The organism is Actinocorallia sp. A-T 12471 (assembly GCF_033875155.1).
GTDB lineage: Bacteria > Actinomycetota > Actinomycetes > Streptosporangiales > Streptosporangiaceae > Actinocorallia.
In genome coordinates this window covers 240,416-264,264 of sequence record NZ_JAWZTE010000003.1, presented here as the reverse complement: position 1 = coordinate 264,264, position 23,849 = coordinate 240,416, and the positions used below count along the sequence as shown (strand labels likewise).

Here is a 23,849-nt window from a genome sequence, read left to right as displayed (position 1 = left end):
CGATTCCCCGGTATTCAAGCCGTGCGGACGGCGTCTCCGGAAGGCGACCAAAACCCCGGGATATCCCGTGCCCTGCGGCTCTCCCTGATGTGATCCTGATCACATCACCTGCTCTGGACAGTGTCCTCAGGGCTGGTAAATGATTCCATCCTGGAATTACTGGCTGTGAGATTCGGCGGTGTTCCGCTCTTCCGCCGAGCCCCCGCAAACGCGCGGAGAGCATTTCGCCCGGTGGACCGCATGGTCCCCGGGCCGTCTAGTTCTGGTTGGGGAACCTATGCTCATCAATGGAATCGGTTGGGCGCTCGCGGTCCTCACGGCAGGGCTCGCGGCGGACGCCGTGTTCCGGCGGAGCAGGGCCGCCCGCCTCACCCGGCTGCCCGACGGCGCGGCCCCCGCGCCCGGCGACGCCTACCGGCTCGTGCGCGCTGAGGGCGTCGAGGTGCCGGACGAGGTCTTCGCGCTGGCCGCCGCGCACGCCGCCGAGCAGGGCCTTGACGCGCTCGACCTGGTCCCCGCACACCTTGACTCCTTCCGGACGCTGGAACTGCTGCTCCTGTGCGACCCCGCGCGCTACCGGCGCGACCGCATGGCCGCCGGCGTCACGGCGGGCCACGCGATCGTCGCGTCCGCCGACGTGCTCGACCGCGCGGGGATCACCGACCGCGCCGGCCTCGACGCCGTCGCGATGGACGACGCCGCGATCAGGCTGAAGCGCTACGCCTCGACCGGAACCGACCTCGCCGTCGCCGACGGCATCCAGGTCCGCCGACGCTCGGCCGCCGAGCACCGCGCGATCCTGCGCAGGCGCTACGAGAACTTCTTCTTCATCGCGCTCACCGGCCAGGCGCTGGTCTTCGCGGCCGTCGTGGCGGGGGCCGTCGCGGTCCCGTACCTCGGGCTCGCCGTCGTCGCGGCCGCCGCGCTGCGGCCCGTCCTGGCGACGCTCGGCACGCCGCTGCGCCCGCGCGACAGGCTCTTCTTCGGCTGGGCGCAGCTCAGGTCGGTGCTCGGCTGGTTCGCGCTCGCCGCCGCGCGCGACCCCGAGGTGCCGGGGATCGCCGAGGCGCGGCGGCAGTACCGCGCGGAGATCGCCGAGGGCGTCGGCGGGCTCGTCGGGGAGCGCCGCGCCGACTGCCCGTGGTGCGGCGGCAGCGACCTGCGCCGCTTCCTCACCAGCGGCGACTACCAGCAGGGCAAGCCCGGCACGTTCCGGCTCGAGGAGTGCCGCGGCTGCGGCCACGTCTTCCAGAACCCGCGCCTCACCCTCGACGGCCTCGACTTCTACTACCGCGACTTCTACGACGGCTTCGGCATGGAAGAGCGCGAGACCGCGTTCCGGCTCGTCGGCGGCCACGGGTACGCGGGCCGTGCCGAACTCGTCAAGCGGCACGCCGCGCCCCGGACCTGGCTCGACGTCGGCGGCGGCATCGGCCACTTCTGCGAGTACGCGCGCGACTTCTTCCCCGAGACCCGCCTCGACGCGCTCGACATGGGCGCGGGCATCGTCGAGGCCGAGCGGCGGCGCTGGGTGGACCGCGCCTACCACGGCTACTTCGTGGAGCGGGTCGGCGACCTCACCGGCCAGTACGACGTCATCTCCATGCACCACTACCTGGAGCACACCCTCGACCCGCACGCCGAGCTCGACGCGTCGGCCAAGGCCCTCGATCCCGGCGGCCTGCTGCTGATCGAGCTGCCCGACCCGCAGTCGCGGTTCGGCAGGCTGCTCGGCAGGTGGTGGCACAACTGGCTGCAGCCGCAGCACCTGCACCTGATCCCGCTCGCCAACCTGCGGACGGCGCTGCGCGACCGCGGCTTCGAGGTCGTGGAGTCCGAGCGCGGCGCGGCGCACCAGCAGGCCGACTTCTTCCCCGCGCTCGGCATCGCGCTGAACCGCTTCTTCCCCAACCCCGAGACGCCCTGGCAGTCCGGCCGCCTGGTCGGCCCGCGCCAGGCCCTGCGCACCGCCGCCTACCTCGTCTTCCTGCCGGTGTCGGTCGTGGCGCTCGCGCTCGACCTCGTGTGCGGCGCGGTGATCGCGCGCACCGACCGCGGCGCGAACACCTACCGGGTCCTGGCGCGCAAGGTGTGAGGCGACGCCCCGCCCGGGGCGTCGTGCTCAGTTGATGGTGAGGCCGCCGTGCACGTCGCGCGCCTGGATGACCGTCCTGGCCTGCCCGGTGAAGTTGTTCGTGACCGCGCCGCCGATCCTGTCCCACTCCTCGTGGCACTCGCGCCGGAACTCCGGGTCCTCGGCGAACTCGGCGTCAAGGGCCTCGGCGGCCGACTCGGTGGTCTCCAGCGCGCTCTCGCGGCCGGTGAAACGCGCGCGGATGCGTCCGACGAACGCGGACAGCGCCGTGCCGACGCCCTCTCCCGCGCCGGTGGCCACGCCGGTGGCGACGGCTCCTGCGATGGCAAGGGTCACGGGGTCCATGGGGGGCTCCTCGGTTCTGGGGATTCTCAGTTCATCACGGAGTCGCGGTGGATGGTAGCGGTGTAACGTCGCCTCCGAGACAGCCTTTCCCTTCTGGGTTCGGAGCGCGGGTGAACGAGTTCTCCGGGGAAGCCGACAAAGTCGTACAGATCGGAACGCTGCATGGCGACTTCGTCATCCAGCGGGACCGTCCGCGGGTGCCGCAGGAGATCGACGCGCTCACCGGCGCGTTCGTCAACCGCGAGGACCTGCTCACGTGGCTGCACGCGCTGCTCGCCGAGCCGTCCAAGGCAGTGCGGATCGTCGTTCTGACGGGTTTGTCGGGCGTCGGCAAGAGCGCGCTCGCCCGCAGGTTCGCCGAGCAGACCCGCGACCACTTCACCGGGGGCCAGCTGCTCGGCTCCTGCGCCGACCACGCGACGGGCGGCCTCGTCGACGTCAACGCGATGGTCGGCTCCGCGCTGCACGCCCTCGGCGTGGCCGAGCGGCACCAGCCCGAGACGCTCACCGACAAGGTGAAGATGTTCCGCAGCCGCACCGCCGACAAGCCGTGCCTCGTCCTTGTCGACGGGGCCACCGAGGCCGCCCAGGTGCGCGCGCTCGTGCCGAACGCGCCGGGCAGCGTCGTCGTCGTCACCGCGGCCGCCGACCTCAGCGAACTCGACCTCGACGGCGCCGACTTCCACGAGGTCAAGCGGCTCGACGCCGCGCACAGCAGGCTGCTGTTCACCGAGGCGGCCGCCCACCACCGCGCGGGCGAGCGGGTCGCCGAGGCCGCGGCCGGGCTCGTCGCCTACTGCGACGGCCACCCGCTGGCGATCCTCGTGCTGGCCGGCCGGGTCCGCCGCCTGCACGACCTGACCGTCAAGGACCTGGAAGAGGAACTCGCCGACGAGCGCCGCCGTCTGCACGCGCTCACCCTGGGAGGACGCCGCGTGTCCGCAGCCTTCACCACAGCCTACGAGCGGCTGCCCGCCCCCGCGCAGCACCTCTACCGCAGGCTCGCGCTGCTGCCGGGCGTCGACTTCACCCTCGACGGCGCGGTCGCGGTGTCCGGCGCGGCCCGCGCCGACGCGCGCGACGCCCTCGCGCTGCTCGCCGAGGCGCATCTCGTGGAGCGGGTCGACGGCGGCAGGTTCCGCTTCCACGCCCTGGTCCGCGCGCACGCCCGCGAACTGTCGTCCGGCGACCCCGCCGAGCAGCGCGAGGCCGCGCTGCACCAGGCGGTGCTGCACCGCGTCCGCTGGGCCGCGTTCGGCGACCGCGCGCTCATGGGCGCGCGCTCGCGCGTCGCCGACCACGCCGCGCTGCTCGGCGACGCGCCCGACCCGTTCGGCGCGGGGGCCGACGCCGGGGCCTGGTTCAGGGCCGAGCGCGCGAACCTGTTCGCGACGGTCAGGGCGGCGCACGACGCGGGATTCCACACCGAGACCTGGCAGCTCGCCGAGGCCCTCGTCGCCTACTACCTCAACTACCGGCACCTCACCGAGTGGACCGCCGTCAGCGCGCTGGGCGCGGACTCCGCGCGGCTCGCGGGTGAGCCGCGCGCCGAGGCGCGGTTGCGCATCGGCGCGTCGCGCGCCCACATGGGCCTGCGCGACTCCGCGCGGGCGTGGGCCGAGCTTGAGCGCGCGGGTGAGATCGCCGAGTCCTCCGGCGATCCCGTCCTCGAGGCGTCGGTCTGGGAGCACCGGGGCCGCGTCCTCGACGTCGCCGACCGCGAGGCCGCCCTGTCCGCCTATGACAGGGCGCGCGAGCTGAACGAGCGGGCGGGGGAGAAGCGCGGCGTCGCGCTCGTGCTGTTCTTCCGCGCGCAGACCCTCGCCGAGCTCGGCCGCGCCGCGCAGGCGCGCACCCAGATGGAGGACGCGCTGGCCCGCTTCCGCGCGCTCGGCGACCGGCGGATGGCCGCCCGCGCGGCGGTCGCGCTCGCCGGACTGCTCGGGAAGGACGGCGCAGACGAGGCGCGCGACCTGCTGACCGAGGCCATCGACGAGCTCACCGGCACCCACTACGAGGCGGGCGCGCGCGAACTGCTCGCCGACCTCACCGAGGACTCCGATGCCGCGCTCGCCCACCTGCGCAGGGCCGTGGAGATCTACCGCGCCGAGGGCGACCCGCGCGGCGACGAGGTCGCCGCCCGCCTCGACGGCTCGGGCTGACCTCAGGACCCGTCGGCGAGCGTGAGGGTGTGCACGCGCGGGCCCGTGGTGACCTCGAGCCGTCCGGTGAGCGGCGCGCGGTCACGCAGCAGGGTGTAGACGGCCGAGGCGGCCACCGCGACGTCGGCGTCGGCGCAGCGCACCCGCGCGCCGCGGAACGTGCCGACGAGACAGCCCTCGGGCGTGGGCGCGGCGGCGACCGCAGCGCCGGACAGGAACCTGTCGGCCATCCACTCCTCCACCTCGGCGCGCGGCGCTGGCCTTGAGCGCACCGACACCGAGGCGTTGCCCTCGAAGTGCTTGTCCGTGGGAGGCAGCGTCGGGTCGTCCTCACACCAGCACAGATGCCCCCAGAACCCCTCGGGCGGGTCGCCGTGCTCCCAGCACGCGGGGAACGGGTACCTGACGAGCTCGACCCGCCCCGGACCCGTCACCCGGGAGTGCACGAGGTGGGAGAACGGCCCCCAGACGACGGGTTCGGGGTCGGGCACCCTGCGGCGCAGCGCGGGCCTTGTCGGGACGGGCAGGTCGAGCAGGCCGAGCAGATGGGCGCGCAGCCGGTCGGCCGCCTCGCCGCGGTGGGCGAACATCCGGTCGGCGAGCCGCCGGTGCGCGTCGGGCCGGTGCGCGGCGATGGCCGCGTCGACCTGGGGCCGCAGCGGCAGGTCGGCGTCGAGCAGCGGGGCGACGCGGGCGAGCTCGTCGGGCGGGGTGCCGGGCACGACCCGCGACGGCCGCGACCCGAGCGCGAACGGCAGGTCGAGCGCCGCCGCGTACAGCCCGACCGAGCCGTGGTCGGCGACCACGAGGTCGGACGCGAGCACCGCCGCGTGCCACCCCGACGTCGGCGGCACCTGGACCAGCCCGGAGTGCAGCGCGTCGGACAGCACCTGCCCGAGCCGCGCCGACCCCTCGAACGCCGGGACGTTCGGGTGGACGACGGCGGCGACGCGGTACTCGTCGAAGGGCAGGTCGGCGAGGAGCGTCCGGTACAGCGTGGAGTTGGCCCCGTAGACGCCGTCGGGGGCCCACGTCGAGCTGACGGTCACCAGCCGCTGCCCGGGCAGCACGCCGAGCCGGGACCGGTACAGGCCCCGGTAGGGGAGGCTCGCGGCGAGCCGGTCGAGCGCGAGGTCGCCGATCACCACGCAGCGCTCGGCCAGCCTCGGGTCCGCCTCGGCGACCTGCGCGATCTGCGACGGGTGCGACACGACGAGCGAGACGTCGCGGCGGCCCAGATGGCGTGCGGGGACCATGCCGGAGATCCGGAAGCCGGGGGACAGCGAATCGGGGACCTGCTTGTGGAACCCGATCCCGTGCGGGAGCACCACGACGGGCGCGCGGACGCCGCGCAGGTCGGAGTTCTCGCTGGCGGTGAGCACGAGGTCGTAGTCGAGCCTGCGCACCTCGGGCCACGGCACGACGACCCAGCCCGCCGACCTGATGACGTGTTCGGCCCCGGAGGAGAACGCCGAGCCGTCGTCGCAGGCGAACACCACGAGCACGTCGGTGTCCTCAAAGACGGAAAGCGCTTCCAGCAGCCGGATCGCCGAGGTCGTGGTGCGGGCCAGGGCGAGCACCACGCGGGCGACGGGCGCGGAGCGCCACCGCTCGAACCACGCGCGCGACCACCGGCGCGGAGCCTTGCCGCCGAGCCTCAGCCGCACGGAACCCCCGCATGCTCACGACGCCGCCCCGCGCAGTCTACTCGACCGTGATCCACAGTGAACGCGCGCACCCTCGGGTGGAACCTTGACCTTGAGTGAGCTTCAGGTTCTACCGTTGCGGTGAACCCGCGCGGGAGATCCCTCGCGGGACGGCTGAGAGGGAGAACCCCATGGCGGAAAGCACTTTGCGGCTCGCGGTGATCGTCGGAAGCGTGCGCGGCGGACGGCTCGGGCCGACCGTCGCCGACTGGTTCGTCGGCCGCGCCGCGGCGTTCGGCGGCTTCGACGTCGACGTCGTCGACCTCGCGGAGATCGACCTGCCGCTGGCCGCGCCGGCCTTCGGCGAGGACCCGCCGCCGCACGTCAGGGCGGTGACCGAGCCGCTCGGCGCACGCCTTGACGCCGCCGACGCCTTCGTCGTCATCACGCCCGAGTACAACCACAGCTTCCCCGCCGCCCTGAAGAACCTCATCGACTGGTACCGGGGCGAGTGGTTCGCCAAGCCCGTCGGCATCGTCTCCTACGGCGGCCTGTCCGGCGGCCTGCGCGCCACCGAGCACCTGCGCGCGGTCTTCGCCGAACTCCACGCCGTCACCGTCCGCGACACCGTCAGCTTCCACAGCGCCTGGTCGCACTGGGACGACTCCGGCAGGGGCCCCAAGAACCCCGAGTCCTGCGACCCGGCCGCCAAGACCCTGCTCAACCAGCTCACCTGGTGGTCGCGCGCCCTGCACAACGCCAAGGCCGTCGCGCCCTACCCCGCCTGACGCCGTGGCCGCGCCGTCTCGGGGGCGGCGCGGCTCAGGAGAGTTCGGCGACGCCCGCGTAGAAGTGGACCCGGGACAGGTGGGACTTCGTGGGCGGGATGTGCGGCCGCCAGTTGGGCAGGTGGACGAGGCCGGGGGAGGTGAGGGTGAAACCGTCGAAGTACGACAGGATCTCGGCGTGGGTGCGGGGGACAAGGGGCGCGGTCGCCCTGCTGTAGATCTCGCGCAGGGCCGCGCCGGTCTCGGCGTCGCTGAAGTCGAGGGTGCAGTGGGACAGGACGAGGTGGCTGCCCTTGGGGAGCGCGTCGCGCAGCGCGGTGACGATCTCGCCGGGGTTCTCGGAGTCCTTGATGAAGTGCAGGATCGCCACGAGCAGGAGCGCGACCGGCTCGTCGAAGTCGATGGCCGCCCTGACCTGCGGGTGGGCGAGGATGCCCGCCGGGTCGCGCAGGTCGGCCTGGATGACCGAGGTGGTGCCGCCGCGCCCGTCGGCCATCAGCGCGTTGGCGTGCACCAGGACCATCGGGTCGTTGTCCACGTAGACGACGCGGATCGACGGGTCCACCTCGTGCGCGACCTGGTGGGTGTTGCCCGCGGTCGGGATTCCCGTGCCGATGTCGAGGATCTGCCGGATGCCCGCCTCGGCCGCCACGTACCTGACGGCGCGGTCGAGGAACGCGCGGTTCGCGCGGGCGGTGAACGCCATGTCGGGGGCGGCGGCCAGGGCCGCGTCGGCGGCGGCGCGGTCGGCCGCGAAGTTGTCCTTGCCGCCGAGGTAGTAGTCGTACATCCGGGCCGGGTGGGGACGGGTGATGTCGATGCTGCGCGGCACCCGGTCCGGATCCACCGAGGTCCTGTCCCACTCCGACATCTCAGCTCCCCTGTTATAACGCCGCTAGAAGCGAAGATCATCTCAAATACGGGCGATCTCCGCCATCCGCTCAGCAAATCACGGCTCGGCCCGGCCGTGGCGCGTTTTCGGTGACGGAGAACGCCGTCTTCCAGCGTCAGTCGGACACCGGGTACAGAACCCCCGACACCCGGACGACCCCCGCCCCATAACGCTCGTCGAACGCGCGCCGCACCTCGTCGGTGGCGATGTACACCTCGACGGTCACCTGGTTGCGCACGATGTCGATGCCGCTGCCCAGGACGTCGGGGAAGTCCTTGTGAATCCGGCTCTGCACCCCGTTCAGCTCCTTCTCGGTGCGCTCGGCCGACGAGACGCACAGCGCGCCGCCCCACACCTCGCGCACCCGCTTCTCCTCGGCCGCGAGCCCGCCGGTGAACGCGAAGTTCAACACGAGCCGCTTCGGGTCGTTGGCCTCGGACTCCTTGATCGGCCCGTCGCCGAGGTAGCTCTGGTCCACCCACGCCCCGGCGAACCTGGGCGATTCGCCCGCGCGTTCCATGGCCGCCGTCAGCGTCGCGTCGGTCGCCTTGGCCGGGGCGACGGGCTTCCAGCCGCCGTTCGGCGTCGGGCACGGCGAGACGATGGCGTCGGGCTCGCCGGGGAAGAGCTCGCGCGGCGCGCCCGGCGGCTCGGTGAGGGTGAGCCGGGTCCCGTCCCAGGTCCCGACGACGGTGTACTCGCCCCACTTCACGCCGCCCTGCGACTCGTGCTGAACGGCCGCCCAGTCCCACCCGACGACGTCGGACCCGCCGCACTGCGGCGGCAGCGACTGGAGCACGGAGGTGCAGAACTGCGGCCCGTGCTCGGCGTTCTCCAGGACCGTCCCGACGCCCGTGTAACGCGGCGGGCCCGACGACGCGGGCGCGGCGGTCTCCGTGCCGCACGCGGCGACAAGGACAACCGGGACAAGGGCTGCCAAAAGTGCAGGGGTCGGAAATCTCATACCCCTCAGACGGTTCCCGCGCCGCCCGGCGTTGCTCGGCCTACGCCTCGCCCGGCACACCCGGCTCGACGCCGCTGCCGTCGCAGCGGGTGCACGGCTTGGGCACGCCCGTCTGGATCGGCGTGATCGTGCCCGACCCCGCGCAGGTTCCGCAGGCGTCGGCGGCGACCTCGAGCTGCCTCGGGGAGGTGATCTCCTCGTGCGGCGACAGGCCGGGCAGCAGCTCCCCGGTCTCGGTGTTGCGGGCGGAGACCGAGGCGAGCTTCGCGCTGTCGGCCTTGCGCTCGCCGTCGAACATCGCGATGCAGAACGTCGCCGCGCGCTCGTGGGTGGGGAAGCAGGAGATCCCCCGGTAGCCGGTGTCCCAGGCCCACTTCACCGCCCAGGGGCCTTCGCCCTCGAGGACCCACTCGAGGCCCGCGTCGTCGGTGAAGACCTCGATCAGCCGGTCCTCGTGCGGCGAGTACGCGATGGTCGTGGTTCCCATACCCGCATCGTATGTGAAGCGGGACAGACGGGCGGAAGAACGTGCTCCGCCCGGGCCCTGACGGGGGAGTTCGTGGCGGAGCGAAGAGTATGGGATCGGTCACTTGGCGCGAAAAGGTGCATGAATCTCCAGGAACCAGGGCATTTATCGGCGGTATTTCGCGTACCGATTTCCTTACAGGTCCGCCTACCGATCACGCCTACCGATCACGCCTACGGATGTTGAGAGTTGATGCAGGAGAGACCCGAGTCAGTTGCCGTCGGCGTCGAGGAGGAGTTCCATCTTGTCGATCTGCGCACCCGCCGGCTCGTGCCGCGCGCGGACGCGCTGTTGGGCACGCTGAAAGCCGACAGGTTCTCCAGCGAGCTGCAACGGTCGGTCGTGGAGACCAACTCAAGGCCCTTCGTCGGAATCGCCGACCTCGTGGAGGACCTCGCGGCGCTGCGGCGCGGGGTCGTCGAGGAGGCCGAGCGGTTCGGGCTCGGGGCCGTCGCGGCGGGCACCGTCCCGATCGTGGACATGGAGGCGCTGGACGTCACCCCCGACGCCCGCTACGAGAACATGCTCGAGGAGTACCAGGTCCTCGCCCGCGAGCAGCTGATCTGCGGCGCGCAGGTCCACGTCGAGGTCGCCGACCGCGACCTGGCCGTCCGGGTCGCGCACCGGATCGCGCCCTGGACGCCGGTGCTGCTCGCGCTGTCGGCCTCGTCGCCGTTCTGGCTGGGCGAGGACACCGGCTACGCGAGCGCGCGCACCCTGCTGTGGTCGCGCTGGCCCACGACGGGCCCCGCGCCGCAGGTGGACACCGCGCGGGAGTACGACGAACTCGTCACCAACCTGATCAGGACGGGGGTGATCACCGACCCCGGAATGATCTACTACGACCTGCGCCCGTCGTCCCATCTGCCGACGCTCGAGCTGCGCGTCCCCGACGCCTGCCCCCGCATTGACGACGTCGCGCTGCTCGCCGGGCTCTTCCGCGCCCTCGTCGTCGCCGAACTCCAGGCGATCGAGGCCGACCGGCCCGCGCTCGCCTCCCGGCCCGAGCTGGTGCGCGCGCACACCTGGCGGGCCGCCCGCGAGGGCCTTGAGGGCGAGCTCGTCGATCCCGTGATCGGACGGCCGTTCGCGGCCACCCGCGTCGTGCACGGGCTGCTCGACCGGCTGCGGCCCGTCCTGGAGGAGAGCGGCGACTGGGACCTCATGGCCGAGCTCACCCACGCCTCGCTCGAGCGCGGCAGCTCCGCCGCGCGCCAGCGCGCCGCGTTCGCCGCGGGCGGTCCGGAGGACGTCGTCGACCTCCTCATCGCCGAGACCCGCATGCACACCGACAGCGGCCCGGCGACCGAGCGCACCGAGGTCATGGAGATGCTGCGCGGCTACGACAGCTCGGCCGACGAGGCGATCGTCTTCGACCGCACGGCACGCCGCCACTACGGCCTGATCCTCACCGCGTTCGACAGGCTAGGCCCCGAGGGCGTCGCGGAGCGCGAACGCCGCCGCGACGACGTCCAGCGGCGGCTCGGCATGTTCTTCCGCACCGACGAGGAGGAAGACCGGCTCTTCCCCTTCGACCTGTTCCCCAGGATCGTCGCCGGACAGGACTGGCGCGCGGTCTCCACCGGCCTCGCCCAACGCGCCCGCGCGCTTGAGGCGTTCCTCAACGACGCCTACGGCGACCGCGAGATCGTCCGCGATGGGATCGTCCCCGGCGCGCTCCTGGACACCTCGCCGGGGACACGTCCCGAGGGCGGTCTCGTCGCGCCGGGCACGGTCAGGTGCGCGGTGACCGGCACCGACCTCGTCCGCACCAGCGCGGGCCGCTGGTTCGTGCTCGAGGACAACCTGAGGGTGCCGTCCGGCATCGGGTACGCGATGGCCAACCGCTGGCTCGCCGCGCGGGTGCTGCCCGAGCTCGTCAGGGCCGCGCCGACGTCGTCGCCGCGCCGCGCGGTCGCGGTGCTGCGCGACGCCCTCACCCACCAGTCACGCGCGCTCGCCCTGGTCACCGAGGGGCAGACGGACGCCGCGTACTACGAGCACAAGCTCCTCGCCTCCGAGCTCGGCGTACCGCTGGTCACCCCCGCCGACCTGAGGGTGGACGGCAAGAAACGGGTCTTCGCCGGAGACGCCCCCGTCGAGGTGCTGTACCGCAGGATCGAGGAGCGCGAGCTGTTCGACTCCGTCCCCGGCCTGCGCGACGCCCTCGCCGCGGGCACGATCACCCTCGCCAACGCCCCCGGCAACGGCCTCGGCGACGACAAGGCCCTGTACGCGCACGTCCCGGACTTCATCAGCTACTACCTGGACGAGACGCCCATCCTGGACAACGTCCCGACGTTCCTGTGCCGCAACCCCGACAGCCTCACCGAGGTGCTCGACCGGCTCGGCGAACTCGTCCTCAAGCCCGTCGAGGGGTTCGGCGGCAGGGGAGTGGTCATCGGCCCCGACGCCTCGGCCGAGGAGCTCGCCGAGGTCAGGGCGCTGATCACCGCGGACCCCGCGGGCTGGATCGCCCAGGAGACGATCGAGCTGTCCACCCACCCGACCTTCGAGGGCAAGGCGCTCGAACCGCGCGCGGTCGACCTTCGCGCGTTCGTCTGCATGGGCGCGGAGACCGAGGTGGTGCCGCTCGCCCTGACGCGGGTCGCGCCCGCGGGCAGCAGGATCGTCAACTCCTCGCGCGGCGGCGGCTCCAAGGACACCTGGCTCCTCTCCTGACCTTCGATAGCCCTGACCTTCGAAAGCACTGAAAGGACACAACACCTCATGTGCGGCTTTTGCGGTGAGATCCGGTTCGACGGGCGTCCTGCCGAGGTGGACGCCGTCGCCCGGATGAACGCGTCAATGGAGGCCAGGGGGCCGGACGGATCGGGCGTCTGGGCGTCGGGGAGCCTCGCCTTCGGCCACCGGCGGCTGCGGATCATCGACCTGTCCGACCGGGCCGCCCAGCCCATGATCGACAGCGATCTCGGGCTCGCCGGGGTCTTCAACGGCTGCGTCTACAACTACAAGGAACTGCGCGACGAGCTGCGGGCCGAGGGCTACGCGTTCTTCTCCACCTCCGACACCGAGGTCCTGATCAAGGCGTACCACCGGTGGGGACGCGACTTCGTCACCCGGCTGAAGGGCATGTTCGCGTTCGCGCTGTGGGAGCGGGACACCGGCGTGCTCGTCCTCGGGCGCGACAGGCTGGGGATCAAGCCGCTGTACGTGACCCGTGACGCGCACCGGCTCAGGTTCGCCTCGACCCTTCCGGCGCTGCTCGCGGGCGGCGGCGTGGACACGTCACTCGATCTTGTGGCGCTGCACCACTACATGACCTTCCACTCGGTCGTCCCCGCGCCGCGCACGATCCTGTCCGGGGTGCAGAAGCTGCCCGCCGCGACCGTGCGGACCGTGCGGCCCGACGGGACCTTCGACGATCACGTCTACTGGAGTCCGTCGTTCACCAGGCACGTCGACCTGCCCGAGGAGGAGTGGCCCGCCGCCGTCCTCGAGTCCCTGCGCACGGCGGTCTCGCGCCGCATGGTCGCCGACGTGCCCGTCGGGGTGCTGCTTTCCGGCGGGATCGACTCGAGCCTGATCGTCGCGCTGCTCGCCGAGGCGGGCCAGACCGGCCTGGCGACCTTCAGCATCGGCTTCCAGGCCGCGGGCGGCGAGGAGGGCGACGAGTTCGCCTACTCCGACCTCGTCGCCCGCGAGTTCGGCACCGACCACCACCGCATCCCCATCGGCGACGACAGGCTCCTGGAGGCCCTGCACGGGGCCGTGGGGGCGATGAGCGAGCCCATGGTCAGCCACGACTGCGTCGCCTTCTACCTGCTGTCCCAGGAGGTCTCCAAGCACGTCAAGGTCGTCCAGTCCGGGCAGGGCGCCGACGAGATCTTCGCCGGGTACGACTGGTACCCGCCCCTCGCCGCGACCCCGCGCGAGCTGGCCGCCGAGGAGTACGCCAAGGTCTTCTTCGACCGCCCGCACAGCGACCTCGCGGGCCAGCTGAGCCCCGACTACCTGGGCGAGGACCACAGCACGGCCTTCGTTCAGGCCAAGTTCGCCGAGCCGGGCGCGACCGAGGCCGTCGACGCGGCCCTGCGGCTCGACAGCACGATCATGCTCGTGGACGACCCGGTGAAGCGCGTCGACAACATGACCATGGCGTTCGGCCTCGAGGCGCGCACCCCGTTCCTCGACCACGAGGTCGTCGAGCTGGCCGGGGCGTGCCCGCCCGCGCTCAAGCTCCAGCTCGGCGGCAAGGGCGTGGTCAAACGGGCCGCGCGCGGCGTCGTCCCGGACGCGGTGATCGACAGGACCAAGGGCTCCTTCCCCGTCCCGGCGATCAGGCACCTTTCCGGGCCCTACCTCGATCTCGCCAGGGAGGCCCTGACGGACCCGGCGGCAAAGGCAAGGGGCCTGTTCCGTGATGAGTACGTCACACGGCTCCTCGCCGCACCCACCGCCCACCGCACCACACTGGGCGCGAACGCCCTCTGGCAGCTCTCCCTGCTCGAACTGTGGCTTCAGAATCACGGGATTTAGCTCCTATGCTGCGAACATAAGCTGTCGTCGCAACACACGGGGGAGGCCGCATGTGCCGTCATTTCGCCTGGCTGGGAATCGAGCGCACGGTCGAGGACCTCGTCCTCAGGCCCTCCTACGGGCTGCCCCGTCAGGCGGACCGGCCGCGCTGGCAGCACATCGACCTGATCAACCGTGACGGCTTCGGCGTCGGCTGGTTCACCGCCGACGGCGGGGCCGTCAGCCGCCGCAGGGTCGGCCCGATCGAGGCCGACCCCGACTTCCCCGCGTTCGCCGCGGCGACCCGGGGCACGTGCGTCGTCGGCGCGGTACGCGGGGCGAGCCCCGGCATGCCGATCGAGGAGGCCGCCGCCGCGCCGTTCGCGCACGGCGGGACCCTGCTGTCCCTGAACGGGCACGTCAACGTCGGGCTGACCGCGCCGCTGCACGACCCGTCCTATGTGCCGGAGTCCACCTGCGACGCCGCGTTCCTCGCCCAGCTGCTCTGGCAGCGGCTCGACCAGGGCGTCCCGCTGACGCGCGCGGTCCCCGAACTGGTCCGCGACATCGCCGCCGTCGACCAGCACGCCTGCCTCAACCTGCTGGCCGCCGACGGCTCGGTGATCGTCGCCACGACCTGGGGCGAGACCCTGTGCTACCGGACCACCCCCGAGGGCGTCACCGTGGCCAGCGAGCCGCACGACGACGACGCCGACTGGATCACCGTTCCCGACCGCAGCCTCGTGATCGCCACCCGCGCCGGGGTCACCAGGGCGTCCCTCGACGCCTCCGACACCCAGGTCGCCGTCTGACGGCCCTCAGCCGCTGTTGTTGTTGCGGTGCAGGGCGGGTTCGATGAACCACAGCCAGCTGGCCAGCAGCACGATCCCCGCGGCGGTCAGCGACGGCAGCAGGCCGTCGAACAGGTGGTCGATGACCAGCCAGGCCGCCGTGGTCATCGAGACGGCCAGGGCGGCGGTGCCGATGAGGCCGTACACGTTCGCCCGCTTGACCAGCGGTTCCTTCAGGCCCTGGCGGAACAGGATGCGGTGCTGGGCGACCGGGGCGATGAAGAACAGCGACGCGAGCGCCGCCGAGACCAGCGCGAGGTAGAACAGGGTGCGTTCGCCGTCCCTGACCCCGGCGAACCCGGGGGAGAACGGGACGGTCAGCAGGAACGCGAAGAGCACCTGGACGCCGGTCACGGCGACGCGGATGCCCTGGAGGAACTCCACAAAATTGCGGTCGGCGCGTTCGGCGGGGGTCTCGGTGGCCTTCGCGTCGGCCGATTTGCCGTCGGGGATCTCGAGGGGGTCTTGCGGCACTGGGGCAACTCCCTGGGTGCGTCGGTCCCGCCCGGGTGCGGGATCGGCGCGTCGTCTTCGCGATACTTACCCTTGGGTATTGCCGGAATTTGTGTGAAAGATGCGCTTTAAGCGCCATGTGCTTGGCCGGGGCGTGCGTGCGCCGTCACCGGGCGGGGGAGCGTCGGCCGGTCGCGGAGCAGGGCCGCGGGTTCCGGCGGGAGCCCGGTGAGGACGCGGCGGGCCGCCGCGAGTAGCTCGGCCACCTGCGGGTCCGCCAGCGCGTACCGGACGCCCCCGCCCTCCGCGCGCGCCGTCACCAGCCCCGCCCGCCGCAACGCCGCGAGGTCCTGGGGCAGCCGGTCCGCCTCGACCCCCGCGGCACCGGCCAGCTCCGCCGCCGCGAGATCGCCCTCGCTCAGCAGCTCGAGCACCCTGATCCGCGCCGGATGCCCCAGAGTCCTGAAGAACGCAGCCTTCCGTTGGCACAACGGCCTTCCGGGCACCGCCCCACCCCCACCCGTCCTCGCCCCGACCCTACCCCGGCGGCATCGCGCCGCCGGGCCGCGCGCGGGCGCCCGTCCGGGCCGTCAGGAGGCGGCCTTCAGGGTGTGCGCGACGAGCGCGTTGGCGTGGCCGTGGCCCAGCCCGTGCTCGGCCTTCAGCCAGCCGACCAGCTCGCCGTGCCTGGCGGGCAGCCGCGCGGCGATCAGCGCGAACCAGTGCTCGACGGGCTCGCCGTACTTCTTCTCGATCGAGGGGAAGTAGCTCGCGGGGCCCTTCATCGCTGCGGTCATCCTGATGTCCTCTTCCTGTTGATGTGCTCACCGTTGGTGTGCTCACCCTGACGACGCCGTCACGATGTGACAGGGAATGCAGTCGGATCACCATGAGCGCGGGCCCGTCCCGGTGCGGCGGCCGCGGAACTGCGTCCTCGGCGGGACCGGCGGCGCGTCGGCGAAGACAAGGTGCCGGGTCGGCAGCGGGATCTCGATGTGCTCGGCGCGGAACCTCGCGTGCAGCCGCTTCACGAACTCGTGCTTCACCAGGAACTGGTCGTTGAACTCACGTGCCCGCAGCACGACGGTGAAGTCGATGCTGTGCTCGCCGAACGTGTGGAACCGGACCAGCGCGTCATATCCCGGTATGCCGCCCTCGACCTCGGCCATCACCGCGGCGGCGACCTCGAGCGTCACGCGTTCGACGTGCGCGAGATCGCTCCGGTACCCCACCTTCGCCTGGAGCAGGAGGTCCATCTCCTGGCCCGGCTGGTGAAAGTTGGTGAGGATCGCGTCGGCGAACCGGGCGTTCGGCACGATGACGAGGTTGTCGGTGATCGTGCGGATCGTCGTCTTGCGCCAGTTGATGTCGACCACGTTGCCCTCCTGACCCGTGCTGAGCTGCACGAAGTCACCCGGCTCGATCGTCTTGGACGCGAGGATGTGCACCCCGGCGAAGAGGTTCGCGAGGGTGTCCTGGAGGGCGAGCGCGACGGCCAGGCCGCCGACGCCCAGGGCCGTCAGCATCGGCGTGATCGACACCCCGAGGCTCTGCAACAGCACGAGCGTCCCGAGGACGAGGACGACAGCGCGGCTGATGTTCGCGAAGATCGTCACGGACTGGGCGACGCCCGAACGGGCCAGCGCGATCGCGGTCGCGAGCCCGCCCGCGAGCCGCGCCGTCGCGAGGGACACCGCGAGGATCAGCACCGCGATCAGCGATCGGCCGACCGTCCGCTGCGCGTCCGGCGTGAAGTCAACGACGAGCACGGCGATCCAGACGCCGCCCGCGAGGCACGCGATGATGGCGAGGTCGGCCATGAGCCGCACGACCAGGTCGTCCCAGGCCCAGCGGGTGTGCGCCGCGCGCGGCGAAAGCAGCCGCATCAGCAGCCGCAGCCCGAGCCCCACCACGAACATCCCGGCGACCGCCGCCCCCGCGAGCAGCGACTGATCCCACGTGAGCGACTCCGGCACCCTGCTCCGTTCGCCGGCGGACATACCCGTCGAGCCCGATCGTAGGTCCCGATCCGTCGGATTCACCCGGGATGAGGCGGTGACCTGGGCGGCGAAGCATGACTGTAGCCGTCAGGACACCTTGGGTAGTCGGGTCGGGCCCGTCAGGTGAGGCCGCGCGGGACCGCCGGGTAGGTGAGGTGGCGGCCCTCGGCGGCGATGTCCCGCAGCCGCGACAACCCCGTGTAGACGTCCTCGAACCTCGTGTACAGCGGCGCGAACCCGAGCCTGAGCCGCTCCGGCGGCCGGTAGTCCGGAATCACCTTCGCCGCCTTCAACGCCTGGCACATCTGCCACGCCTGCGGGTGGTGCAGCGTCAGATGCGCCCCGCGCCGCTCCGCCGCACGCGGCGACGCCACCCGGAACCCCAACGGCGTGAGCCACGCGTCCGTCAGCTTCAACGCGAACCCGGTGAGCGCCCGCGCCTTCTCCGCGATCGGCCCGATCCCGACCCGCGCACTGATCCGCGCCCCCTCCAACGCCGCCACCCCCGAAAGGATCGGCGGCGTCCCCACAAGAAACCGCTCAATGGCCTTCGGCGGCTCATAGACGTCACCCATCGCGAACTGATCGGTCTGCCCGAACCACCCATGAATAGGCTGCACAAGCACATCCTGCAAATCCCTACGCACATAAAGAAACGCAGGCGCCCCCGGCCCCCCGTTCAAATACTTATAAGTACACCCCACAGCCAAATCCACATTCGCCTCGGCAAGCCCGACCTCAATCGCCCCCGCCGAATGACAAAGATCCCACAACACCATCCCCCCATGCCGATGCACCACCTCGGTAATTCCCCTGATATCCGCCACAGCCCCCGACCGATAAGCCACATGCGACAAACACACCAACCCCACCCTCCCATCCATCACCCTCTCCACATCCCCAACCCCAACCCCCTCATCAATCCCCCCTTGAACCCACCGCACCTCAACCCCCCGCTCCCGAGCCACCCCCTCCAACACATACCGATCCGTCGGAAAGTCATCCCGATCCACCACGATCACATCCCGCCCCCGCCCCTTCTGCATCTCCACAGCCGCCACCGCCAACTTGTACAAATTCACACTAGTAGAATCCGAAAGCACAACCTCCCCCTCCTCAGCCCCCACAACCCGCCCAATAAATCCCCCCGCCTCCCGCCCAACCCCCAACCACCCATGCCACCCCTCAACCACGTCCCCCTCCCACTCCCCCAAAACCCTAACAACCCCACCCCGCACCCCCGAACTAACCCGCCCCAACGAATTCCCATCCAAATAAACAACCCCACCCCCCACCCCCAAAAACTCCCCCCGAACCCCTTTAACCCCATCCCTCTCATCCAGCCCCCGAGCTTCCCCCCAAAACCCCATCCCCTCACCCATCCCCCCACCCTACCCACCCCCACACCCGCGGTGAGCGGGGAGCAGCACGACTAGGACACCGCGCCGGACGAGACGCCGGGGTCATCCCCGCGTGTGCGGGGAGCAGAAGCGCTGGCGCATCGTCCTCGACGAGGTCGAGGGGTCATCCCCGCGTGTGCGGGGAGCAGACGCCGTGAACCATCCCACGGGCCTCAATTCCGGGGTCATCCCCGCGTGTGCGGGGAGCAGGTGTAGGCGGGGCCCTCGCTGCGGCTGCGCCAGGGGCCATCCCCGCGTGTGCGGGGAGCAGTCCCTCAGTGCGAGGCGGGCACGCGCGAGCTCGGGGCCATCCCCGCGTGTGCGGGGAGTAGAGGAGCTGACCAGGGGGTTTATCGGGCCGGGGAGGTGTTTTTCGTTAGTTCGGGGTTATCGGTCATTTTCGGGTTCTTCGGGGGTGTGGTTCGGGTGGGGGGAGTGGGCTTGGGAGAGGAGGGTGGGGTAGTGGGCGGCGGCACCGCGAAGGAGAAGCTCGATGGCCTGGGTGGCTTCGGAGGCTTGCAGGTGACGGTCACCCACGGTGGAGCGATAGTGGACCAGTGACGCGAGCAGGTCAAGAAGCAGCGTGCGGTCAACGTCAGCCCGCAGATCCCCCCGCGCGGCCGCACGATCAAGCGTAGCCGCGACGGCACGCCGAGCCGGTTCGATGACCGTCGCGAGATACCCGGCCCGCAACTCAGGATCACCGGAACACTCCGCATACAGCGCGGTGAGCACATCCGGCCGCAGCGTCCGATGCGCCGCAAGGAACACATCAAGACTCTCATCAAGATCACACAACGTGCACCCCGTATCCGGCGGCGCAGGCACATCAAGCCGAGTGGCCACGGCCGCGAGCGCCAACCGAGCCCTCCCCGCCCACCTCCGATAAATCGCCGGCCGCGACGTCCCCGCCCGCCGCGCCACCTCCTCAAGCGTCAGCCCCCCATACCCCCCCTCATCAAGAATCTCCAACGCCGCCCCCAACACCGCCGCCCCAATCAACGGATCCCGAGGCCGCCCACCCCCCACACCCCGCCCCTGCCCCATCCCCCCACCCTACCGACCCCCCCACCCCCACCCCCCAAAAACCCCCCTCCAAGCCCCACCCTCCAAGTTCCCACCCCCAAGCCCCCACCCCACCCCCCGAGCCCCACCACCCCACCCCCCGAGCCCCACCACCCCACCCCCCGAGCCCCACCACCCCACCCCCCGAGCCCCACCACCCCACCCAACGCCCCCCGAGGCCCACACCCGCCCAGCGCACCCCCCAAGCTCTTACCCACCCAAAGCACCCCCTGAAGCCACCACCCACCCCCGCCCCGAGACCCCCACTCCGGAACGCCCCCACACCCCCGAACTAAGCGCCCTACCCCGGACCCCCACCCCACCCCCCGAGCCCCTTCACCCCACCCAACGCCCCCCGAGGCCCACACCCGCCCAGCGCACCCCCTGAAGCCCACCCCCCGGCCCCGAGGCCCCCACTCCGAAGCCCTCACACCCCCGAACTAAGCGCCCCACCCCGGACCCCCACCCCGGACCCCCACCCAAGGCCCCACCAGCCCGACCGGACCAAGACACCAAAAACCCGGCCACCCGCTCCGCCTCCAAGCCCCACCCCACCCCCAAACCCACACCGCCCCCCCACACACAGACCAGAAGCACACACCGCGCATCCCGCGCCCACGCCCCAACGGCCCACAGAACACGAGCACAGTCAGACAACCCACGCAGCCCACAAACCCCAAGCACCGAAACCGCACAACACTCAAAACACAAGCCCGCACACACGAAAGCAAGCATGAACCCCACAGCCAGAAATCACGCAAGAAACCCCAGCCACCCCACCCAGCACAGACCCGCACGCAGACACCCCTGCAAGCAGCCGCGCAGCTCCCCACGCAGGCAGCCGTGCAGGCAGCCCACGCAGATCCCTGCGCAGACCCCCGCGCAGGCAGCCCGCGTAGACCCCTGCGCAGATCCCCGCGCAGGCGGGCCGCGTAGACCCCCGGGCAGACCGCCTGCGCGGGCACCCCGCGCAGGTGCGCAGGCAGCGCCGCAGACAGCCCTGTAGGCACCCCGCGCAGATCCCTGCGGCACGCAGCCCGCGGCCCGAAAGTACGCGAGGGCCCGAATCGCGGGCAGGGAGCACGCGGGCGCGGGTCGGCAGCGCGTGGGCAAAACACAAGAGGAACAGCAGCGCAGACAGCCCGCGCAGACGGGTAGCGCCTACGAGCCGAGAACATGCGCGCGAGGCGGAAGTCCGCAGCCAGAGCACACGAACCGCGAGCACGGCCGCCGACCGTCCCGGCGATACCGGCGCGATAAAGGCCGCGCACGCATCAGCGCGCAAGCGGGGACCACAGGCGGAGCGCGAGCGGCAACGCGAGCAGCGCGCACAGCCCGAGCGCACAGCCCGAGCGCACAGCCCGAGCGCACAGCCCGAGCGTGCGCGGTCCGAGCGCGTGCAGTTCGAGCGTGCGCAGCCCGAGCGTGCGCGGGCAGTCCGAGTGTGCGCGGTCCGAGCGGGAGCGGTGGGCCGAGCGTGAGCGCGCAGCGCGGGCAGCGCGCGCAGGCCGCGCGTGAAGGGGCGGGGATACGCGGGGAGCGCGAGGGTGGGAGCGAGCGGGGGGCGCGAAGTCAGGGCGTGCGGGGGCGGGAGCGCGCGGGGAACGCGCGGGCGGGAGCCCGCAGCCACGGAGCGCGGGCAGAGCGTGCGGAGCGTGGCGGGAGCGTGCGGGGGCGCACGAAGTGGAAGCGAGCGGCGAACGTGGGCGGGCACGCGAAGTGGGAACGAGCGGGGAACGTGCAGGCGGAAGTGCGCGGAGACGGAGCGGGCGCAGCGTGCGGGGTAGGGGTGCGCGCGAGGAGGGAGTGTGCGGACACTGAGCGCTGGCGCAGCGTGCGGGGTGTGGGTGCGCGTGGGGAATGTGCGGGTGGGGGTGTGCGGACACGGAGCGCTGGCGCAGCGTGCGGGGCGTGGGGTGCGGGGCGTGGGGTGGGGTGGGGTGAGGGCGGTGGGGCGAGGGGGGTGAGGTGCGCGTGAGGAATGTGCGGGTGGGAGTGCGCGGACACGGAGCGCGGGAGGAGGGTGCAGGGAGTGGGGGAGTGAGCGGGGGATGTGGGGGTGGGAGGTGTGTAGGCGTGGAGGGTGGGCGGAGGGGGCGGGGCGTAGGGGTCTTGGCGGGTGGGGGCTTGGGGTGAGGCTTTGGGTTTTTGGGATTGGGGGTGGTGTTCGGCGGCCGGTTTCGTTACGTTCGGGTATGTAATGGAACTTGGCCTGGGGAGGGGTTATGAGCGTGGGGAACAGGGGCTTGGGGACTAGGGGGTGGTGGGGGTTTGGGTTGTTGGTGTTGCCGATGGTGGTGTTGGCGATGGATTTGACGGTTTTGTTCTTTGCGATGCCCACGGTCAGTGCGGAGCTCAGGCCCAGTGCCACGCAGGCGTTGTGGATCGTGCACGCGTACGGGTTCACGATCGCCGGGTTCCTTGTGACGATGGGGCGGCTCAGCGATCGGGTGGGGCCGCGCAGGCTGCTGCTCGGGGGGAGCGCGGCGTTCGGGGTGCTGTCGGTCGCGGCGGCGTTCGCGCCGAACGCGGAGACGCTGATCGTCGCGCGAGGGCTGCTCGGGGTGGCGGGGGCGACGCTGATGCCGTCGCTGTTCACGCTGGTGCGGGCGATGTTCGCCGACGACAGGCGGCGCAGGTTCGCGATCGCGCTGCTGTTCAGCGCGTTCTCGGTAGGCGGGGCGCTCGGGCCGCTCGTTGGCGGGTGGATGCTCGCGCACTTCTGGTGGGGGTCGGTGTTCCTGCTCGGCGTGCCGCCGGTCGTGCTGCTGCTCGCGGCCGGGCGCGCGCTGCTGCCCGACCCGCGCCCGGGCGGCACTGCCCCGCTCGACGCGCCGAGCGTTGCGCTGTCCGTCGCGGGCATGCTCGCGCTGGTCTACGGGCTGCAGGAACTCGCGGCCGGCGAGTCCGCGCCCGAAGGCGTCGCGTTCGCCGCCGCCGGGTGCGCCGCCCTGCTGCTGTTCGTGCGGCGGCAGCGGAAGCTGCGCGACCCGCTGTTCGACCTCGCGCTGCTGGCCGACCGGCGCGTGTCGGCGTCGCTGACCGCGCTGCTGCTCTCCGGCATCGCCATCGTCGGCGTCTTCTACCTTTTCACCCAGTACCTCCAGTGGGTCGAGGGCCTTTCCCCGCTGCGCGCGGGCTTCTGGACGCTGCCCTACGTCGTCGTGAACGTCGGCGGCGCGCTGCTCGGACCCGGCCTCGCCGGACGGTTCCGCCCCGCCGCCGTCGTCGCCGGAGGGCTCGGCGTCGCGGCGTTCGGCGGCGTCCTGGTGGCCGTCGCCGCGGGTGTGGCCGCGCCCCTGCCGGTGCTGGTCGCCGCGCTCGCCCTGGTCGGGCTCGGCCAGGGCGCGGCGTTCGCGCTGGTGAGCGACCTCATCATCGCGTCCGCCCCCGCCGACCGCGCGGGCTCGGCAGCAGCCGCCCAGGAGGTAGGCGGCGAACTCGGCGCGGCCCTCGGCCTCGCGGCAGGCGGCGCGATCAGCGTCCTTGTCTACCGCCGCTCCCTCGACGGCGCGGGCCTGCCCGCCGACGCCGAACACGCCGCCAAATCAGGCGTCCCCGACGGCCTCGCGGCCGCCGCCCAAGCCGGTGAAGCAGGCCACGCCCTCCTCACCGCCGTTCACAACGCCATCACCCACGGCCTCCAGACCTACGCCGCCCTCGGCGTCCTCCTCGTCACCGCCTCAGCCCTCCTAGTCGCCCTCCACCGCCCCCACCCCAACTAACCCCCCTACCCCAACTAACCCAGTCCAACTAACCCGACAGTCCAACTGACCACCCCACCCCAACTGACCCACCTCACACTCCCCGACTCCCCAGGAGGCACGGCCCCCGCAACCGGAACGCCCTCACCACCGCAACGTCCCGGGCGGCGCGCGCTGCCTGGGCAGGGAACCCGAGACCCGCAACCAGAACGCCCTCACCACCGCGACGTCCCCGCCAAGGGCGCCCCGCACCCCGGACGCGACCTCACGCGCGTCGCCTCCCCCGACAAGAGTCCACACCCGAGCACCCCGGACGCGACCTCACCCGCGTTGGCTTCCCAGACAAGAGTCCACACCCGAGCACCCCGCACCCCGGACGCGACCTCACGCGCGTTGGCTTCCCCGACAAGAGTCCACACGCAAGCGCCCACCTTGATCTCACGGACTTCGCTTCCCGGCCAGCCGAAAGCCCGCTCCCC

The 23,849-nt window shown here is 71.9% G+C and carries 18 protein-coding genes and 1 pseudogene; 7 read left to right on the top strand and 12 right to left on the bottom strand.

Annotated elements, in window-relative coordinates; genetic code table 11:
* Window positions 1-277: 277 nt before the first annotated feature.
* A complete protein-coding gene (locus tag R9X44_RS10255) occupies window positions 278-2,095 on the top strand; it encodes a class I SAM-dependent methyltransferase (protein ID WP_319813804.1) in 1,818 nt (605 codons plus the stop codon).
* A 27-nt stretch (window positions 2,096-2,122) separates the two neighbouring features.
* Here R9X44_RS10255 and R9X44_RS10250 read toward each other — a convergent pair whose 3' ends face one another.
* The gene (locus R9X44_RS10250; protein ID WP_319813803.1) at window positions 2,123-2,440 is read right to left on the bottom strand and encodes a hypothetical protein; all 318 of its coding nucleotides are present in this window, start codon (window positions 2,438-2,440) and stop codon (window positions 2,123-2,125) included.
* Window positions 2,441-2,550: 110 nt separating this feature from the next.
* Here R9X44_RS10250 and R9X44_RS10245 point away from each other — a divergent pair, with 110 nt between their 5' ends.
* Window positions 2,551-4,602 (top strand): AAA family ATPase, encoded by a 2,052-nt coding sequence (locus R9X44_RS10245; protein WP_319813802.1) that lies wholly within the window; start codon window positions 2,551-2,553, stop codon window positions 4,600-4,602.
* 2 nt (window positions 4,603-4,604) lie between these two features.
* On the opposite strand, the gene R9X44_RS10240 is transcribed toward R9X44_RS10245, so the two are convergent.
* On the bottom strand, window positions 4,605-6,269 hold the full coding sequence (locus R9X44_RS10240) for a hypothetical protein (RefSeq protein ID WP_319813801.1): 1,665 nt from the start codon (window positions 6,267-6,269) through the stop codon (window positions 4,605-4,607).
* Between the two features lie 170 nt (window positions 6,270-6,439).
* Between R9X44_RS10240 and R9X44_RS10235 the strand changes: the two genes are divergently transcribed.
* Window positions 6,440-7,036: an NAD(P)H-dependent oxidoreductase gene (locus tag R9X44_RS10235; protein ID WP_319813800.1), complete on the top strand. Its 597-nt coding sequence runs from the start codon at window positions 6,440-6,442 to the stop codon at window positions 7,034-7,036.
* 34 nt (window positions 7,037-7,070) lie between these two features.
* Here R9X44_RS10235 and R9X44_RS10230 read toward each other — a convergent pair whose 3' ends face one another.
* The 3 genes from R9X44_RS10230 to R9X44_RS10220 all read right to left on the bottom strand — a co-directional run bounded on the left by R9X44_RS10230 (window position 7,071) and on the right by R9X44_RS10220 (window position 9,379).
* Window positions 7,071-7,907: an SAM-dependent methyltransferase gene (locus R9X44_RS10230; RefSeq protein WP_319813799.1), complete on the bottom strand. Its 837-nt coding sequence runs from the start codon at window positions 7,905-7,907 to the stop codon at window positions 7,071-7,073.
* A 136-nt stretch (window positions 7,908-8,043) separates the two neighbouring features.
* Entirely contained in the window at window positions 8,044-8,868 is an 825-nt protein-coding gene (locus R9X44_RS10225; RefSeq protein WP_319813798.1) for a hypothetical protein, read from the bottom strand.
* Window positions 8,869-8,932: 64 nt separating this feature from the next.
* On the bottom strand, window positions 8,933-9,379 hold the full coding sequence (locus R9X44_RS10220) for a hypothetical protein (protein WP_319813797.1): 447 nt from the start codon (window positions 9,377-9,379) through the stop codon (window positions 8,933-8,935).
* A gap of 231 nt (window positions 9,380-9,610) precedes the next feature.
* On the opposite strand from R9X44_RS10220, the gene R9X44_RS10215 reads away from it, so the two are divergent.
* Genes R9X44_RS10215 through R9X44_RS10205 form a run of 3 tightly spaced genes read left to right on the top strand, consistent with a single transcriptional unit; the run spans window position 9,611 to window position 14,709 of the window.
* Window positions 9,611-12,100, top strand: a complete 2,490-nt coding sequence (locus R9X44_RS10215) for a carboxylate--amine ligase/circularly permuted type 2 ATP-grasp protein (RefSeq protein ID WP_319813796.1) — start codon at window positions 9,611-9,613, stop codon at window positions 12,098-12,100.
* Window positions 12,101-12,148: 48 nt separating this feature from the next.
* Complete coding sequence (locus R9X44_RS10210; protein WP_319813795.1) at window positions 12,149-13,918, top strand: N-acetylglutaminylglutamine amidotransferase; 1,770 nt, start codon at window positions 12,149-12,151, stop codon at window positions 13,916-13,918.
* A 50-nt stretch (window positions 13,919-13,968) separates the two neighbouring features.
* Window positions 13,969-14,709 (top strand): class II glutamine amidotransferase, encoded by a 741-nt coding sequence (locus R9X44_RS10205; RefSeq protein WP_319813794.1) that lies wholly within the window; start codon window positions 13,969-13,971, stop codon window positions 14,707-14,709.
* 6 nt (window positions 14,710-14,715) lie between these two features.
* Here the strand turns inward: R9X44_RS10205 and R9X44_RS10200 are convergent, their stop codons facing one another.
* The 7 genes and pseudogenes from R9X44_RS10200 to R9X44_RS35730 form a co-directional block, all read right to left on the bottom strand.
* Complete coding sequence (locus R9X44_RS10200) at window positions 14,716-15,222, bottom strand: DUF6328 family protein (protein ID WP_319813793.1); 507 nt, start codon at window positions 15,220-15,222, stop codon at window positions 14,716-14,718.
* Between the two features lie 107 nt (window positions 15,223-15,329).
* Window positions 15,330-15,707 carry a metalloregulator ArsR/SmtB family transcription factor gene (locus R9X44_RS10195; RefSeq protein WP_319813792.1) on the bottom strand — a complete coding sequence of 126 codons (378 nt, stop codon included), beginning with the start codon at window positions 15,705-15,707 and terminating at the stop codon, window positions 15,330-15,332.
* Between the two features lie 84 nt (window positions 15,708-15,791).
* Window positions 15,792-15,998, bottom strand: a complete 207-nt coding sequence (locus R9X44_RS10190; RefSeq protein ID WP_319813791.1) for a DUF4287 domain-containing protein — start codon at window positions 15,996-15,998, stop codon at window positions 15,792-15,794.
* Between the two features lie 87 nt (window positions 15,999-16,085).
* On the bottom strand, window positions 16,086-17,201 hold the full coding sequence (locus R9X44_RS10185) for a mechanosensitive ion channel family protein (protein ID WP_319813790.1): 1,116 nt from the start codon (window positions 17,199-17,201) through the stop codon (window positions 16,086-16,088).
* A gap of 119 nt (window positions 17,202-17,320) precedes the next feature.
* Window positions 17,321-18,571 carry a kynureninase gene (locus R9X44_RS10180; protein WP_319814222.1) on the bottom strand — a complete coding sequence of 417 codons (1,251 nt, stop codon included), beginning with the start codon at window positions 18,569-18,571 and terminating at the stop codon, window positions 17,321-17,323.
* Window positions 18,572-18,988: 417 nt separating this feature from the next.
* Window positions 18,989-19,462, bottom strand: coding sequence for a TetR-like C-terminal domain-containing protein (locus tag R9X44_RS10175; RefSeq protein ID WP_413774936.1), 474 nt, complete (start codon window positions 19,460-19,462; stop codon window positions 18,989-18,991).
* A pseudogene (locus tag R9X44_RS35730) lies at window positions 19,463-19,648 on the bottom strand (helix-turn-helix domain-containing protein); the annotation flags it as partial.
* A gap of 2,243 nt (window positions 19,649-21,891) precedes the next feature.
* Here R9X44_RS35730 and R9X44_RS10170 point away from each other — a divergent pair.
* Window positions 21,892-23,391, top strand: a complete 1,500-nt coding sequence (locus R9X44_RS10170) for an MFS transporter (protein ID WP_319813788.1) — start codon at window positions 21,892-21,894, stop codon at window positions 23,389-23,391.
* Window positions 23,392-23,849: the final 458 nt, after the last annotated feature.

Excerpts from the sequence above, each read along its gene's own strand:
- R9X44_RS10255 (WP_319813804.1), top strand. The coding sequence starts at position 278 with ATGCTCATCAATGGAATCGGTTGGGCGCTCGCGGTCCTCACGGCAGGG.
- R9X44_RS10250 (WP_319813803.1), bottom strand. The coding sequence starts at position 2,440 with ATGGACCCCGTGACCCTTGCCATCGCAGGAGCCGTCGCCACCGGCGTG.
- R9X44_RS10235 (WP_319813800.1), top strand. The coding sequence starts at position 6,440 with ATGGCGGAAAGCACTTTGCGGCTCGCGGTGATCGTCGGAAGCGTGCGC.
- R9X44_RS10230 (WP_319813799.1), bottom strand. The coding sequence starts at position 7,907 with ATGTCGGAGTGGGACAGGACCTCGGTGGATCCGGACCGGGTGCCGCGC.
- R9X44_RS10220 (WP_319813797.1), bottom strand. The coding sequence starts at position 9,379 with ATGGGAACCACGACCATCGCGTACTCGCCGCACGAGGACCGGCTGATC.
- R9X44_RS10215 (WP_319813796.1), top strand. The coding sequence starts at position 9,611 with ATGCAGGAGAGACCCGAGTCAGTTGCCGTCGGCGTCGAGGAGGAGTTC.
- R9X44_RS10210 (WP_319813795.1), top strand. The coding sequence starts at position 12,149 with ATGTGCGGCTTTTGCGGTGAGATCCGGTTCGACGGGCGTCCTGCCGAG.
- R9X44_RS10205 (WP_319813794.1), top strand. The coding sequence starts at position 13,969 with ATGTGCCGTCATTTCGCCTGGCTGGGAATCGAGCGCACGGTCGAGGAC.
- R9X44_RS10190 (WP_319813791.1), bottom strand. The coding sequence starts at position 15,998 with ATGACCGCAGCGATGAAGGGCCCCGCGAGCTACTTCCCCTCGATCGAG.
- R9X44_RS10185 (WP_319813790.1), bottom strand. The coding sequence starts at position 17,201 with ATGTCCGCCGGCGAACGGAGCAGGGTGCCGGAGTCGCTCACGTGGGAT.
- R9X44_RS10180 (WP_319814222.1), bottom strand. The coding sequence starts at position 18,571 with ATGGGGTTTTGGGGGGAAGCTCGGGGGCTGGATGAGAGGGATGGGGTT.
- R9X44_RS10170 (WP_319813788.1), top strand. The coding sequence starts at position 21,892 with ATGAGCGTGGGGAACAGGGGCTTGGGGACTAGGGGGTGGTGGGGGTTT.